This window comes from Guyparkeria sp., from assembly GCF_046540515.1.
Lineage (GTDB): Bacteria > Pseudomonadota > Gammaproteobacteria > Halothiobacillales > Halothiobacillaceae > Guyparkeria.
This window is the reverse complement of record NZ_JBKHFB010000042.1, coordinates 1-14,973: the sequence shown is the minus strand read 5'-3', so window position 1 is coordinate 14,973 and position 14,973 is coordinate 1. Positions and strand designations below refer to the sequence as shown.

16 protein-coding genes and 1 tRNA gene are annotated in these 14,973 nt (G+C 65.0%); 11 read left to right on the top strand and 6 right to left on the bottom strand.

The features are described 5' to 3' along the window. Together ACLFRM_RS06450 and ACLFRM_RS06445 are read left to right on the top strand one after the other, a co-directional pair. Nucleotides 1-716 (top strand): redox-regulated ATPase YchF (locus ACLFRM_RS06450; protein WP_410754905.1); only part of this gene is annotated, 716 nt, incomplete at its 5' end. 82 nt (nt 717-798) lie between these two features. Continuing rightward, nucleotides 799-875: transfer RNA gene (locus ACLFRM_RS06445), tRNA-Met, on the top strand. A gap of 101 nt (nt 876-976) precedes the next feature. Here ACLFRM_RS06445 and lnt read toward each other — a convergent pair. The 5 genes from lnt to miaB all read right to left on the bottom strand — a co-directional run bounded on the left by lnt (nt 977) and on the right by miaB (nt 6,388). Then, on the bottom strand, nt 977-2,554 hold the full coding sequence (gene lnt, locus ACLFRM_RS06440) for an apolipoprotein N-acyltransferase (RefSeq protein ID WP_410754904.1): 1,578 nt from the start codon (nt 2,552-2,554) through the stop codon (nt 977-979). Next, the gene (locus ACLFRM_RS06435) at nt 2,529-3,431 is read right to left on the bottom strand and encodes an HlyC/CorC family transporter (protein ID WP_410754903.1); all 903 of its coding nucleotides are present in this window, start codon (nt 3,429-3,431) and stop codon (nt 2,529-2,531) included. The genes lnt and ACLFRM_RS06435 overlap by 26 nt, the downstream gene beginning before the upstream one ends. Before the next feature lie 85 nt (nt 3,432-3,516). Next, nucleotides 3,517-4,002 (bottom strand): rRNA maturation RNase YbeY, encoded by a 486-nt coding sequence (gene ybeY / locus ACLFRM_RS06430; RefSeq protein WP_410754901.1) that lies wholly within the window; start codon nt 4,000-4,002, stop codon nt 3,517-3,519. Beyond that, nucleotides 3,999-4,967: a PhoH family protein gene (locus ACLFRM_RS06425; RefSeq protein WP_410754900.1), complete on the bottom strand. Its 969-nt coding sequence runs from the start codon at nt 4,965-4,967 to the stop codon at nt 3,999-4,001. The genes ybeY and ACLFRM_RS06425 overlap by 4 nt, the downstream gene beginning before the upstream one ends. Continuing rightward, nucleotides 4,967-6,388: a tRNA (N6-isopentenyl adenosine(37)-C2)-methylthiotransferase MiaB gene (miaB, locus tag ACLFRM_RS06420; RefSeq protein WP_410754899.1), complete on the bottom strand. Its 1,422-nt coding sequence runs from the start codon at nt 6,386-6,388 to the stop codon at nt 4,967-4,969. Before miaB ends, ACLFRM_RS06425 begins: the two co-directional genes overlap by 1 nt. A 254-nt stretch (nt 6,389-6,642) precedes the next feature. Between miaB and ACLFRM_RS06415 the strand changes: the two genes are divergently transcribed. From ACLFRM_RS06415 to ACLFRM_RS06375, 9 genes are all read left to right on the top strand, one after another. Then, the gene (locus tag ACLFRM_RS06415; protein WP_410754898.1) at nt 6,643-7,161 is read left to right on the top strand and encodes an SUF system Fe-S cluster assembly regulator; all 519 of its coding nucleotides are present in this window, start codon (nt 6,643-6,645) and stop codon (nt 7,159-7,161) included. A gap of 66 nt (nt 7,162-7,227) precedes the next feature. Beyond that, nucleotides 7,228-8,700: a Fe-S cluster assembly protein SufB gene (gene sufB / locus ACLFRM_RS06410; RefSeq protein ID WP_410754897.1), complete on the top strand. Its 1,473-nt coding sequence runs from the start codon at nt 7,228-7,230 to the stop codon at nt 8,698-8,700. A 60-nt stretch (nt 8,701-8,760) separates the two neighbouring features. Next, entirely contained in the window at nt 8,761-9,516 is a 756-nt protein-coding gene (sufC, locus tag ACLFRM_RS06405; protein ID WP_410754896.1) for a Fe-S cluster assembly ATPase SufC, read from the top strand. Continuing rightward, nucleotides 9,516-10,811, top strand: coding sequence for a Fe-S cluster assembly protein SufD (gene sufD / locus ACLFRM_RS06400; RefSeq protein ID WP_410754895.1), 1,296 nt, complete (start codon nt 9,516-9,518; stop codon nt 10,809-10,811). Before sufC ends, sufD begins: the two co-directional genes overlap by 1 nt. Next, entirely contained in the window at nt 10,811-12,052 is a 1,242-nt protein-coding gene (locus ACLFRM_RS06395; protein WP_410754894.1) for an aminotransferase class V-fold PLP-dependent enzyme, read from the top strand. Before sufD ends, ACLFRM_RS06395 begins: the two co-directional genes overlap by 1 nt. A 20-nt stretch (nt 12,053-12,072) precedes the next feature. Beyond that, nucleotides 12,073-12,618 carry a putative Fe-S cluster assembly protein SufT gene (gene sufT, locus ACLFRM_RS06390; RefSeq protein WP_410754892.1) on the top strand — a complete coding sequence of 182 codons (546 nt, stop codon included), beginning with the start codon at nt 12,073-12,075 and terminating at the stop codon, nt 12,616-12,618. Nucleotides 12,619-12,682: 64 nt separating this feature from the next. Then, the gene (locus ACLFRM_RS06385) at nt 12,683-13,009 is read left to right on the top strand and encodes a Rieske (2Fe-2S) protein (RefSeq protein WP_410754891.1); all 327 of its coding nucleotides are present in this window, start codon (nt 12,683-12,685) and stop codon (nt 13,007-13,009) included. 69 nt (nt 13,010-13,078) lie between these two features. Further along, nucleotides 13,079-13,525 carry a HesB/IscA family protein gene (locus tag ACLFRM_RS06380; RefSeq protein WP_410754890.1) on the top strand — a complete coding sequence of 149 codons (447 nt, stop codon included), beginning with the start codon at nt 13,079-13,081 and terminating at the stop codon, nt 13,523-13,525. Nucleotides 13,526-13,538: 13 nt separating this feature from the next. Next, nucleotides 13,539-13,970, top strand: a complete 432-nt coding sequence (locus tag ACLFRM_RS06375; RefSeq protein WP_410754889.1) for a SufE family protein — start codon at nt 13,539-13,541, stop codon at nt 13,968-13,970. 19 nt (nt 13,971-13,989) lie between these two features. Here the strand turns inward: ACLFRM_RS06375 and ACLFRM_RS06370 are convergent, their stop codons facing one another. Then, nucleotides 13,990-14,874 carry a LysR family transcriptional regulator gene (locus ACLFRM_RS06370; RefSeq protein WP_410754888.1) on the bottom strand — a complete coding sequence of 295 codons (885 nt, stop codon included), beginning with the start codon at nt 14,872-14,874 and terminating at the stop codon, nt 13,990-13,992. Nucleotides 14,875-14,973: the final 99 nt, after the last annotated feature.

Genomic DNA, 14,973 nt, shown 5'->3' with positions numbered 1-14,973 from the left:
TCATCAACACCGAACTGGCGCTGGCCGATCTGGATACCGTGCAGAAGGCCGTCGAGCGGCTCACCAAGCAGACCAAGTCCGGTCAGAACAAGGACGCGGCTGCGAAGCTCGAACTGGTCAAACAGGTCGCCGAGGTCCTGGATGAGGGGCATTCGGTGCGCAGCATGAAACTCGACCCGGAAAAGCTCGCCCTCCTCCACGACCTGCACCTGCTGACCGCCAAGCCGCTGATGTTCATTGCGAACGTCGACGAGAGCGGCTTCGAGGACAACCCCTTCCTCGACCAGGTCCGGGAACTGGCCGCGCGCGAGGACGCGACCGTCGTGCCCGTGTGCGCGACGACCGAGGCCGAACTGATCGACCTCGAGGGCGAGGACAAGGCGATGTTCCTGGATGAGATGGGGCTGGAGGAACCGGGCCTGGATCGCGTGATCCGGGCCGGCTACGACCTGCTCGGCCTGCAGACCTACTTCACCGCGGGGGTCAAGGAGGTGCGTGCCTGGACCATCAAGCGCGGCATGACCGCCCCGCAGGCTGCCGGGGTGATTCACACGGACTTCGAGAAGGGCTTTATCCGTGCCGAGGTCGTCGCCTACGAGGACTTCGTCGCCTGTGGCGGCGAGCAAGGCGCGAAAGAGGCCGGAAAATGGCGCCTGGAAGGCAAGGATTACGTCATGCACGAAGGGGATGTCGTGCACTTCCGATTCAACGTCTGAGGCCGGGTCGAATTCGGCGTGAAAAGGCGCGCGGACAGGGTTGACAAGCCGTCGGGGAATCCCGATAATGCGCGCCTCGCTTGGCTATGTAGCTCAGCTGGTTAGAGCACGGCACTCATAATGCCGGAGTCGGTGGTTCGAATCCACCCATAGCCACCAGACCCGATTTCACCTCGCGCTGAGATCACGAAACCCCCGCCTCTCCAGCGGGGGTTTTTCGTTTCTTTCCCTTTCGAGCCTTTTCGCCACGGTGTGGGTAGTCAGGTGGGCACGGTTCTCGCTCGTGAACGCCATGCCGCAGCGGCCAGCAGCAACACCATCAATCCCAGGGTCGGCCAGGCACCGAGACGGGCCAAGGGCGTATTCCCTTGACGGGACTGGATCTCGGCGGTGAGCGTGCCCTGCTCGCCGGTGCCCAATGTCTCCACGGGCTTCCCGTCCCATCCGATGATCGCGGAGATGCCGGTGTTGGTCGCCCGCACCAGTGGGCGACGATATTCGATCGCGCGCGCGCGGGCCATCTGTAGATGCTGATGCGGCGAGAAGCTCTCGCCGAACCAGGAATCGTTCGACACCGTCACCATGATATCGGCAGCCGGGATCGTCGCACGGATGTCACGGGAGAAATCCGCCTCGAAGCAGATGGACGCAGCGAGGGTGTGTTCACCGATTCGTAACGGCGGCTGATCGGCACCACCCGGACTCAGATCCGACATCGGCACCTCGAACAGCCACGGCATCCGCTCGAGAAGGCCACGGAACGGGAAGTACTCGCCGAACGGAACCAGATGGCGCTTGCGGTATTCGCCCACGGCCTGAGGGAACCCCAGCAAGGCGTTGTAATACCTTCCGTTTGCATCGCGTGAGAAGGTGCCGACCAGCAATGCGAATTCCCGTTCTCGGGAAAGTTGATCCAGCTCATCCCGCAGTTCCGGAAGGTCATCCATCACCCGGGGAACGGCGGTCTCCGGCCAGACCACCAGGTCGGGTTCCGACAAGGAATCGGTCAGCTCGCGGTAGATCCTGATCGTTCGCTGGAAGTAACCCGGGTCGAATTTCTGCATCTGGGCGATATTGCCCTGCGCCAGCCCCACGCGCAGCGGTTCCGCTCTCGGTTCCGACCAGGGGATCGCACGCAGCGGCAGGGAACCGACCAGCAATGCCGAGATGACCAGTACCGGGAGCCACCATTGCCGCCAGTCAGGTCCCTGTCGAACGACGCGGGCCCCCAGGTACCAGACTGCCATGGCAAGGGTGAGCAGCATGGCGCTGATGCCGTATTCGCCCACGATCGGCAGCCAGCCGACCAGGGGGCCATCCACTTGGCTGATACCGAGATTGAGCCACGGGAAGCCGCCGAACAGCCAGGATCGCAGCGCCTCGATCAGCACCCAACTGGCGACGAAGGCGGTGGCACGAACGAGCCATGACCCTCCCGGTGTGACACGGACGGTCATCCATGCCGCCACGGCGGGATAGAACGCAAGGGCCATCACGAACAGGGCGGTGACCAGTATGGCCAACGGCGCGACAATTCCGCCGAACAGGGTGAAGCTTTCGTAGACCCAGCTCACCCCGAGCCCGAACTGGCCCAGTCCGAACCACCAGCCGAGACGAAAGGCCCGGCCGGGGCTGCAGCGGCGAATCAGTGCGAACAGGATGGCCGGAGCGACGATGGCGGTCGGCCAGAACGTGAAGGGAGCGAAGGCCAGCACCAGGGTGGCGCCGGCGAACAGGGCCAGCACACTGCCGCGCCAGCCGTTCAGGCGAGGAGAAATCGCCTCGGGGTCGACGGCGGGGGCGCCGGTCGAATCATCCACCGTCGGTGGTCGGGCCATCCGAGTCCTCGCTCGGTTCGAAATCGAGCTTGGTCACCAGCAACAGGTGCAGGCGGCGACGGTCAGCGCCCAGTACCTTGAACTCGTATTCGCCGAGTCTCGCCACCTCGCCCCGACGCGGCAAATGGCCAAGCGTGTTGGAGACCAACCCGCCGATGGTGTCGTACTCGTCGTCCGAGAAATCGGTGCCGAACACCTCGTTGAACTCGCCGATGGGGGTCAGGGCCCGGACGGTGTGTCGCCGAGGCGCCTGTTGACGGATATTCACCCGCTCCTCGACGTCGAACTCGTCGTCGATATCGCCGACGATCTCCTCGAGCACGTCCTCGATCGTCACCAGGCCGGCCACCCCGCCGAACTCGTCGAGCACGATGGCCATGTGCGTACGCGTCAGACGGAACTCGGCAAGAAGCGCGTCGAGGCGCTTGCTCTCCGGCACGAACATGGGGGTGCGCACCAGCTCGAGCAGATCGAAGCTCGAATCGCCGCCGTTGTCCTTTGAATTGGCGTAGAACCGGAGCAGCTCCTTGACCAGCAGGATGCCGATCACCTCGTCGCGGTTGCTGCGTATCACGGGGTAGCGCGAGTGACCGGTCTCGATCGCCACCGAGAGCAGCTCGGGCAACGTGGTGCCCTCCTCGATCACGTCCATCTGCCCGCGCGGCACCATGACATCGCGAACGCGCAGGTCGTGAAAATCCAGAACGGAGTCGATCAGCCCACCGGTGGAGACGGGGAACACCTCCGTTTCGGCGGCCTGGCGAACCAGGATTTTCATCTGGTCGACCGAGCGGATTTCGCAGGGGCAAATACGTCGCTTGATGCGTTGCAACCAGGACACGCGTGGCGAGTCCGTACTAGGAGGTTCGTCTTCCATGGGGCTCTTTTTGGAGAAGGGTTAAATGAATCAATTGTATCGGCACGATTTGCGACGTCTTTTGTCAAGTCGCAACGGTCACGAGTCAGGCATAGGGATCGGGGTAACCGAGCGCGCCAAGCACACGAATCTCGATCGACTCCATCCGCTCGGCCTCTGCTTCGGTGAGGTGATCATAGCCCAACAGGTGCAAAATCCCATGTACCACCATGTGGGCATGATGCGCCCGCCTGCTCTTGCCCTGTTCGTCCGCCTCGCCCTCGACAATCGAGGGACAGATGACCAGGTCCCCCAGGTAGGGGCCATCCGCGCCGGGGAGCGTCACCAGTTCGGCGGGATCGTCGGCCGCAGGGAACGACAACACGTTGGTCGGTCGGTCCTTGCCCCGGAACCGGGCATTCAACGAGCGGCTTTCCTCCGGCTCGACGTAGCGGACCGTCACCTCGCCCGCCTTGGGTCCGTCGGGGACCAGTGCGTCGAGCGTGCAGCCGACCCACCGGATGAGACTTGGGCGCGATGGGCAGCGCCTGTCGCAGGCCCGTTGGCGATCGACCCGAACCGAGGCGGTCAATCCGAAGTCCTTCCACGCCTCTCGTAGGCGTCGATGATCCGCCTGACCAGCGGGTGACGCACCACATCCCGACTCTGGAAAAAGGTGAACTGCACGCCCTCGACCTCGCTGAGCATGTCGATCGCGTTGCGAAGTCCCGACGTCATGCCCTTGGGCAGGTCGACCTGAGTGATGTCCCCGGTGACCACCGCCGAGGTGCCGAAACCGATGCGGGTGAGGAACATCTTCATCTGCTCGATGCTGGTATTCTGCGCCTCGTCGAGAATGACGAACGACTCGTTGAGCGTCCGGCCGCGCATGAAGGCCAGTGGCGCGACCTCGATCACGTTGCGCTCGATCAGGCGATTGACCTTGTCGAAGCCCATCATCTCGTAGAGGGCGTCGTACATGGGCCTGAGATACGGGTCGATCTTCTGCGCCAGATCACCAGGCAGGAAGCCCAGCTTCTCGCCCGCCTCGACCGCCGGGCGCACCAGCACGATGCGCTGGACCTGGCCGCGCTCGAAGGCGTCGATCGCGCTGGCCACCGCCAGGTAGGTCTTGCCGGTGCCGGCCGGGCCGATGCCGAAGTTGAGGTCCGACTCGCGGATCGCCTGGAGGTACTGCACCTGCCGGTTGCCGCGACCGCGGACGATGCCGCGCAGGGTCTTGATCATCACCTCGTCGCCGGGCGGCGGTGGTGCCTCCTCCATCCCGGCCTGCTGCATGCCCAGATTGACCCGTTCGGGGTCGATCGCCTGGCTTTCGCTGAGCCGGTACAGGTCGGCCAGCAGGGTCTCGACCTGCCCGGCCACCGTGGCCGGGCCGATCACGGCGAACAGGTTGCCGCGGTGATTGATCTCCACGCCGAGCCGGCGCTCGATCATGCGCAGGTGCTCGTCGAAGGTCCCGGCGAGATTGGCCAGCCGCTCGTTGTCGGCCGGCTCGAGAGCGAATTCGAGGCGTTCGGCTTGGGTATCCACCATCACGCGGCCACCAGGTTGCGTGCCTTGGCCCGCTCGCGATCGGTCGGGTTAATGTCGACGAACTCGCCGCGCAGGGAGTTCGGGTTGACCTGAGTGATCTCCAGATCGACGAACAGTCCCACCAGGCCGGGCCGGCCGCGGAAGATCACGCTGCGGTTGTTCTCCGTCTTGCCCATCAGCTCGTTGGGGTCCTTCTTCGACGGACCCTGCACCAGCACGGTCTGGGTACTGCCGAGCATCGAGCGGGAGATTTCCTGTTCGAACGCGGTGATACGCGACTGCAGTCGCTTGAGGCGCGCCTTCTTGACCTCTTCGGGCTGGTCGTCCGGCAGGTTGGAGGCCGGCGTGCCCGGCCGGGCGCTGTAGATGAACGAGAAGGAGTGATCGAAACCGATGTCCTCGATCAACTTCATGGTCCGCTCGAAATCGTCGTCCGTCTCGCCCGGGAAGCCGACGATGAAGTCGGAGGAAATCGAGATGCCCGGACGCGCCTCGCGCAATTTCCGGATCTTCGACTTGTATTCCATCGCCGTGTGGCCACGCTTCATCAGCGCCAGCACCCGATCCGAGCCGGATTGCACCGGCAGGTGCAGGAAGCTCGCCAGTTCCGGCACGTTGCGGTAGGCCTCGATCAGGCGATCGGTGAACTCCACCGGGTGCGAGGTGGTAAAGCGGATGCGATCGATGCCGTCGATCTGGGCGATGACCTCGATCAGCAGGGCCAGATCGGCGATCTGGCCATCATGCATCGGCCCCTGGTAGGCGTTGACGTTCTGCCCGAGCAGGTTGACCTCGCGCACGCCCTGCTCGGCGAGGTCCGCCACCTCGGCGACCACGTCGTCGAACGGCCGCGAGATCTCCTCGCCGCGGGTATAGGGCACCACGCAGAAGGTGCAGTACTTCGAGCAGCCTTCCATGATCGAGACGAACGCCACCGGGCCGTCGGCGCGCGGGTCCGGCAGGTTGTCGAACTTCTCGATTTCCGGGAACGAGATGTCGACCACCGGCTTTCGCTCGGCCTCGACCACCGCCACCATCTCCGGCAGCCGATGCAGGGTCTGCGGGCCGAAGACGATGTCGACGAACGGGGCGCGGTCGCGGATCGCCTCACCTTCCTGGCTGGCCACGCAACCGCCCACCCCGATGACCAGGTCCGGGTTCTTCTCCTTGAGCGGCCGCCACTGGCCGAGCTGGGAGAAGACCTTCTCCTGCGCCTTCTCACGGATCGAGCAGGTGTTGAGCAGGATCACGTCGGCATCGGCGGGGTCCTCGACCGGCTGGAAGCCGCTCGAGACGCCGAGCACGTCGGCCATCTTGGCCGAGTCGTACTCGTTCATCTGGCAGCCCCAGGTCTTGATGTAGAGCCGCTTGCCGGCACCAAAGGCGGGCACGGATGTCTGCTGGGTGGCTGTCGTCGTCACGTGAACGAAATCCTCGTCATTCCGGCTGTCGAAAAAGGCAGGGAAAGATAGCAGAAATCCTGGACAAATCGAAGCGCAGACAAAGGTTTAACCGAGACCGAGGGGAGCAACGCACGAACTGGTTGCCCCTCGCGACAACCGCTTGAAAAAACCGTACCGATTTAGTACGTTATATGAAAGTTTCCCCCGATGCCACGGAGCCATGGAATGCCGCCGGGTGCCGGGGACAGGGACCGCCATCCGCGGAGGCAGGCATGTTGAAGATCAGCCGACTGAGCGACTACGCGATCGTGCTGCTGGCGGCACTCGCCGGCGACCCGCGCGAGAAGCCAAGCGAACAGCGTGCCAATGCCCGCGCGCTGGCGGAACGGACCGGCATCAGCATGCCGACGGTGGGCAAGCTGTTGAAGCTGCTCAACGGCGAGGGGATCGTCCAGTCGCGTCAGGGCCGCAGCGGCGGGTACTTCCTGGCACGCCCGGCGGCCGAGATCACGCTCGCCGAGATCATCGAGGCGATCGACGGGCCGATCGCGATGACCGACTGCTTTCGACCGGACCACGACTGCTCGATGCAGGGCGACTGCGCGGTCCGGCCGCACTGGGAGGCGATCAATCGCGGCGTGCACGCCCTGCTCGATGCCACCACGCTGGCCGACATGACGCGTCCGGTGAATGAGGCGGCGGGCACGACCCAGGTGCCGGTCTGGTACGAGCGCTCGCGCGGCGGCCAACTCGAGGACATCGAGCAGCCCGTGCGTAACGGCGCCCCCTGAACGCAATACGAATTTTGTTGGGCGGCCCTGCCGTCCGACCCCAGACCTTGACCAGGTGACGACGACATGACCGAAACCCAGGAACTCGAACAACTCGTCAAGCGCGAGTACAAGTACGGCTTCACCACCGACATCGAGCAGGAGATCATCCCGCCGGGCCTCGACGAGGAGGTGGTGCGCATGATCTCGGCGAAGAAGAACGAGCCCGAGTTCATGCTCGAATGGCGCCTGTCCGCCTTCCGCCACTGGCAGACCATGAAGGAGCCGGAGTGGGCCCACGTCCACTATCCGAAGATCGACTACCAGGCACTCTCCTACTACGCCGCGCCCAAGAGCCAGGAAGAGCTGGATGCCGAGGCCCCCGAGTCGCTCGACGAGGTCGATCCGAAGCTCCTCGAGACCTACGAGAAGCTCGGCATCCCGCTGCACGAGCGGGCGGTGCTCGCCGGTGTGAAGGGCGCGAACGTCGCCGTGGATGCGGTGTTCGACTCGGTTTCCGTGACCACCACCTTCAAGGAGAAGCTCGCCGAGGCCGGCGTGATCTTCTGCTCGTTCTCCGAGGCGGTCGAGAACCACCCCGATCTGGTGAAGAAATACCTCGGCACGGTCGTGCCGCAGGGCGACAACTACTTCGCCGCCCTGAACTCGGCGGTGTTCTCCGACGGCTCGTTCGTCTACGTGCCCAAGGGTGTGAAATGCCCGATGGAGCTGTCGACCTACTTCCGCATCAACGCGCGCAACACCGGCCAGTTCGAGCGCACGCTGATCATCGCCGAGGAAGGTGCCTCGGTCAGCTACCTCGAGGGCTGCACCGCCCCGCAACGTGACGAGAACCAGTTGCACGCGGCCGTGGTCGAGCTCGTCGCGCTGGATGACGCCGAGATCAAGTACTCCACCGTCCAGAACTGGTACCCGGGCGACGAGGAAGGCCGCGGCGGCATCTACAACTTCGTCACCAAGCGTGGCGAGTGCCGCGGCGATCGCTCCAAGATCACCTGGACGCAGGTCGAGGCCGGCTCGGCGATCACCTGGAAGTACCCCAGTTGCATCCTGAAAGGCGACGACTCGGTCGGCGAGTTCTACTCGGTCGCGGTGGGCAACAACTACCAGCAGATCGACTCGGGTACCAAGATGATCCATCTGGGCAAGCGCACCCGCTCGACGATCGTCTCCAAGGGCATTTCCGCCGGCCGGGCCGAGAACGCCTATCGCGGGGTGGTCCACATCGGCAAGACCGCGACGGACGCGCGCAACTTCACCCAGTGCGACTCGCTTCTGATCGGCGACCGCTGCGGCGCGCACACCTTCCCCTACATCGAGGCGAAGAACGCCAGCGCGCAGGTCGAGCACGAGGCGACCACCTCCAAGGTCAGTGACGACCAGATGTTCTACCTGCGCTCGCGCGGGCTGTCCGAGGAAGACGCGATGAACATGGTCGTCAGCGGCTTCTGCAAGGACGTCTTCAACGAATTGCCGATGGAGTTCGCCGTCGAGGCACAGGCCCTGCTGGCCGTGTCGCTCGAGGGTTCCGTGGGCTGACCCGCGGACAACGTCGAACTACCAACCGGTTACCCGAACAATCTATTGAGGTTTATCAACATGGCGCTTCTCGAAATCAAGAACCTGCACGCCGAGATCGATGGCAAGGAGATCCTCAAGGGGATCGACCTGAGCATCAACGCGGGCGAGGTCCACGCCATCATGGGGCCGAACGGCTCGGGCAAGAGCACGCTCTGCCACGTGCTGGGCGGCCGAGACGGCTACGAGGTCACGCAAGGCACGATCACCTTCGATGGTCACGATCTCCTCGAGATGGAGACCGAGGAACGCGCGGTGGCCGGCATGCTGCTGGGCTTCCAGCACCCGGTCGAGATTCCGGGCGTGAAGAACATCTACCTGCTGAAAGAGGCACTCAACGCCAAGCGCGAGGCGCAGGGTCTCGACGAGATCGATACCTTCACCTTCATGAAGCAGGTGCGTGAGCTGGTCGCGAGCATGGACATGGACGATGCCTTCCTGCACCGCGGCGTGAACGCCGGCTTTTCCGGCGGCGAGAAAAAGCGCAACGAGATCCTGCAGATGCTGCTTCTCGAACCCAAGCTCGCCCTGCTTGACGAGACCGATTCGGGTCTCGACATCGACGCGCTCAAGGTGGTCTCCGAGGGCATCAACCGCATGCGCGGCGAGGAGCGCGGCATCATCCTGGTCACGCACTACCAGCGTCTCTTGAACTACGTCGAGCCGGACTTCGTCCACGTGCTCTACAAGGGCAGGATCATCAAGTCCGGTGACAAGACCCTCGCCCATCGACTGGAAGCCGAGGGTTACCAGGAGATTCTCGAGGAGGCATCGTGATGCGCCAAGGGCTTCCCGATTGGCTCAAGACGGCCATGCCGGAATCGGCTGTGGCCCCGGAAACCATCGCCCGCACCGCACGCGAGCAGATCGAGACGCTCGGCCTGCCCGGCCTGCGTGACGAGGAATGGCGCTGGACCAACCTGCGCGCGATCCAGCGTGGCAACTTCAGCGCCCCGGTCGGCGTCGGCGCGGACATCGAACCAGCCATTCGCCTGCCGCTGGACAACCCGTTGCGCCTGCGTTTCATCGACGGCGTCTTTCAGGGCGTGCCGAACGACGCACTCGAGGGCCTGACCCTGACCGCGCTGGCCGATGCCGACGAGGCGACCCGTCAGGCGGCCTTCTCGCCCAAGCCGGCGCCGAGCGTGGAGAACCCCAACGACGCCCTGGTCACCCTGAACACGGCCATGGCCCGCGAAGGCGTGGTGATCGACGTCGCGGCCAACGCGACCATCGAGCGCCCGATCGTGATCGAGTGGCTCGACGGCGCGACCGAGTCGGTCATGAGCCACCCGCGCGTGCTGATTCGTCTCGGCCAGAGCGCCAATGCCACGGTGATCGAGCACATCGAGACCGTCGGTGACCAGCCGGCCTGGCGCAACAGCGTGATCGTCTCGACCATCGCGGCCAACGCCGCGTTGACGCACATCGCCCTGGGTCTCGACGGCGCCTCGCGCCTGGCGACCGAGCGCAGCTTCGCCGCGCTCGAGCGTGACGCCCGCTACCACAGTTACAACATCCAGCTCGGCGGGCAGATGATCCGCCGCGAGTACGACGTTCACGTCGGCGGTTCCGGCGCGCACACCGATCTGATCGGGCTGATGATGCCGCGCGGCAAGCAGGTGCTGGATACCCACACCCGCATCACGCACGCCGCCGCCGACACCACCAGCAACGAGCACTATCGCACCATCGCCGACGATGCCGGCCGCGGCATTTTCAAGGGCCGTATCCTGATCGAGGAAGACGCCCAGCGGATCGAGGCGTACCAGTCGAGCAACAACCTGATCCTGTCGGATAACGCCGAGATCGACGCCAAGCCGGAGCTCGAGATCTACGCCGACGATGTCAGCTGCTCGCACGGCGCCACCATCGGCCGACTCGACCAGGAAGCCCTGTTCTACCTGCGCACCCGCGGCGTGCCGCTGGCCGAGGCGCGTGGCCTCTTGATCGCCGGTTTCGCCCAGGAGGTGATCGACGAGATCCCGCTGGTCGAGCTGCGTGACTGGCTGAGCCTTCGCCTCGAGAAGCGCCTGGGCGAACAGGACGTCGCCGGCACCGAGACCGCGTGATGACGACGCCGGGGCGCACCCAGCCGTTCGATGTCGAGTCGATCCGGGCCCAGTTCCCGGCGCTCGACCAGCAGGTGCATGGCAAGCCGCTGGTCTATCTGGACAACGCGGCCACCACGCAGAAGCCGCAGGTGGTGATCGACACCATCCGCGAATTCTACGAGCGCGACAACGCCAATATCCATCGCGGCGTGCACACGCTCTCGGCGCGGGCAAGCGAGCGCTTCGAAAGCGCCCGTACACGCATCGCCCGGTCGCTGAACGCCCAGAACGAACGCGAGATCGTGTTCGTGCGTGGCGTGACCGAGGCGATCAATCTCCTCGCCCATTCGCTGTCGGACGACTGGCAGGCGGGCGACGAGGTGATCCTGAGCGAACTCGAGCACCACGCCAATATCGTGCCGTGGCTGATCCTCGGTCAGCGCAAGGGCATCGTGATCCGCACCCTCCCGGTCAACGACCGGGGCGAACTCGAGCTCGATGCCCTGCCCGGCCTGATCACGGAAAAGACGCGGCTGATTGCGGTCAACCACGTCTCCAACGCGTTGGGCACGGTCAACCCCGTGGCCCGGATCGTCGAGACCGGTCGGGAACATGGCATCCCCGTGCTGGTCGACGGCGCGCAGGGGCTGCCGCACGGGCCGGTCGACGTGCAGGCGCTGGGCTGCGACTTCTACGCCTGTTCCAGCCACAAGGTCTTCGGCCCCAGCGGCGTCGGCGCCCTGTACGCCCGCGGCGACTGGCTGGATCGCCTGCCGCCGTTCCTGGGCGGTGGCGACATGATCGAGGAGGTACGCTTCGACGGCGTGCGTTTCGCCCCGCCGCCGTCGAAGTTCGAGGCCGGCACGCCCAATATCGAAGGCGCGATCGGCTTCGGCGCGGCCCTCGAGTGGGTCGAGGGGCTCGACTGGCTCGCGATCGAGCGCCACGAGGCCGCCCTGCTCCAGCGGATGACCGAGGGGCTGACCGAGATCCCCGGGCTTCGCATCGTCGGTCAGGCCGCGCACAAGGTGCCGGTGGTCTCGTTTCTGATCGACGGCGCCCATCCGCACGACATCGGCACCCTGCTCGACTCGATGGGCATTGCCGTGCGCACCGGCCATCACTGCGCCATGCCCCTGATGCAGTGCTGCGGGGCGCCGGCGGGAACCGCGCGCGCCTCGGCGGCCTTCTACAACACACTCGACGAGATCGACCAGTTCGTCGCCGCGGTCGCCCGCGTGCGCGACATGCTCGTCTGACCAAGCGGAGAGATCGAACCGTGGAACCGATGGAACGCATTCGCCTTGCCCGCGACGTGGTCTGCACCATGGTGCCCTCCGGGCAGAAGGTGCTCGCCTCGAAGGACACGCCCGTCGAGCTGATGCAGGCCCTGGGAGGCAGCTTCACCATCAAGGCGCGCGGTCACCTGCTCCGGGTCGAGGGCAAGGACGCCGATGCGCTGGGCAAGGAGCCGCCTCCACAGCCGGAGCTCCCTGAAAACGCCTCCGACAAGGAGGTCGAGGAGATGGTCTGGGAACAGTTGCGCGGCGTCTTCGATCCGGAAATCCCGATCAACATCGTCGATCTGGGTCTCGTCTACAACGTCAAGGTCGAAAGCCTGCCGGTCTCCGGGCGTCGGGTCGAGGTCGACATGACCCTGACCGCGCCCGGCTGCGGCATGGGCGGCGTAATCGCTTCGGATGCCCATCAGCGCATCATGGAGATACCCACCGTCGAGGAAGCGGCGGTGGAGCTGGTCTTCGACCCGCCCTGGAGCCGCGAGATGATGTCCGACGAGGCGAAGCTCGCCACGGGCATGTTCTAGGCGAGCCGGAACGGTCCGACGATTTAGATATCAAACCCTTGAGAGCCGAACCGTGAGGGGATCGATGGAAGACAACTGGATCCGGGTCTGTGAGCAGCGTGAGCTTGCACCCGGCGAGCGCCGCGTGGTGGAAGGCCCGGACGTCGACATTCTCGTGGTCAACGCCGACGGCGTGATCCTGGCCGTGGCCGACGAATGCAGCCACCAGGACCTGCCGATCTCCGAGGGCCCGCTGGACGGCGACATCATCACCTGCCCGTGGCACAACGCCGAGTTCTGTCTGCGGGACGGCGAGCCCCTGTCGGCGCCAGCCTACGAGCCGATCGACTGTTACGATGTCCGGGTCGAGAACGACACCATTTTCGTCGCCAGGATGCCGCGTGACGGCTAGGGAAACTCAGCACGAATGGCTCGCCACGCGTGCAGAGTTCACAAAGGCGAGCATTACTGGAGGTGCTCCATGACCGCTCAGACGCACAGCGCACAACCCGTCAACCACACCCCGGCCGCGCCGGTCGACCCGGCAGCCATCCAGGCTGCACGCGAACGCGCCGCCGCCGTTCCCGAGGGTGAGCGGCTGACCATGACCGAGGCGGCCCGCAAGCACCTCGAGCGCACCTTTGCCGACGATCCCGGCGCGCTTGGGCTGCGGCTGGGCATCAAGAAGTCCGGCTGCTCCGGGTTCGCCTACGTCATGGACGTGGCGCGCGAGGTGGCCGACGACGATCTCTGGTTCGAGTGCGAAGGCATGCCGATCATCACCGATGCCCAGAGCCTCGATGCCATCCGCGGCGCAGAGCTCGATTACGTGGTCGAGGGCCTGACGCGCATGCTGCACGTCAACAACCCCAACGTGGAAGACAGCTGTGGCTGCGGCGAGAGCTTCACCGTCCGCGAAACCGACTGACCAGGAGTGACCGATGGCCGACCAGGCGCCCAGCATCGACGCCGAGATCCAGACGCTCAAGGACGAGTTCGCCTTTCTCGGCGACTGGACCGAGCGTTACCAGTACATCATGGACATGGGCAAGCAGATGCCGGCGTTCCCCTCCGAGAAGCAGGACGAGGAACACAAGTTCCACGGCTGCCAGTCGCAGGTGTGGTTCGACTACGAGTGGGACGGCGACCGACTCGTGTTGCGCGGTACCAGTGACGCCATGATCGTCAACGGCCTGATCGCCCTGCTCTTTCGAGTCTATTCCGGCCGCACGGCCGACGAGATACTGGCAACCGACGGGGCGTTCATCGACGAACTCGGCTTGTCGGCGCACCTCTCGGCCAACCGTGCGACCGGCCTGTCGAACATGATCGAGAAGATTCGCCAGCTCGCGGCCGAACGCGCCGCGGCCTGAGTTCCGCCGGACAGGCCAGTCAGGGAGAGTCCGACTCCGCCAGCGATTCCATCATGCACTGGTGGGCGGGGCAGGCCATCAGGTCCCGCTGGCGATAGAGCATCAATGCCGCTTCAGGGCACAGGCCGTCATTGACCGGCAGCACCGCCAGGTCCTTCTCAGCGTGCACCTCATGCTCCGGCAACCAGCCGAACCCCAGCCCCGAGCGCATCAGCTCGACCGCCGTGTGCAGGTGGTCGACGGTAATGCGCTGCGCCGCGCCCAGCCAGCCGGCATTCGCGCTCCGCTCAGGGTGCGAATCACGCAGCACCACCTGCCGATACTGGCGTAGCTGGCCTTCGGCCAATCGCTCGCCAGCAGGCAGCCCGGCGGCCAGTTCGGCCAGTGGGTGCTCCGGCCCGACACAGGGCACGAACCGCACCCTGCCGACCTGCACGCCGGTCTGCTCCCCGACCGACTCCAGCCCGAGGTAGATGCCCACCTCGCCTTCCCGGAACAGGGCCGGCCCGCCGCCGAGCACCGTCTCGAACAACTCGATCCGGGTATGCGGGTAATCGGTCGAAAAGCGCTCCATCGCAGCAATCAAGCGATCATGGGGAAACACCTGGTCGACGGCCAAACGCATCACCGAGGTGCCGGTGTCGCGAAACTGCTCGATAACACCGCGAACCCCTTCGAGCTCACGGATCAGAGGACGCATGTGCTCGAGCAGGATCGAGCCGGCCTCGGTGAGCTGGATTCGCCGCGCTCGGGTTTCGACCAACGTCACGCCGATGCGCCGCTCTAGCTGCTTGATGGCATGGCTGATGGTGGAGGGGGTTCGGTGCAGCCGTTCGGAGGCCGGCTTGAGACCACCATGTTCGATTACCGTCTCCAACCAGTGCCAGGCGCGAAAATCGTCCATCGTCGCTCCTCGGAGGGGAAACCATGACTATACCCATGCCGGACCGGTCGACGCCATGCCGACACGTTTTCACCGATCCTTGACGCAAGAAATCCCCCG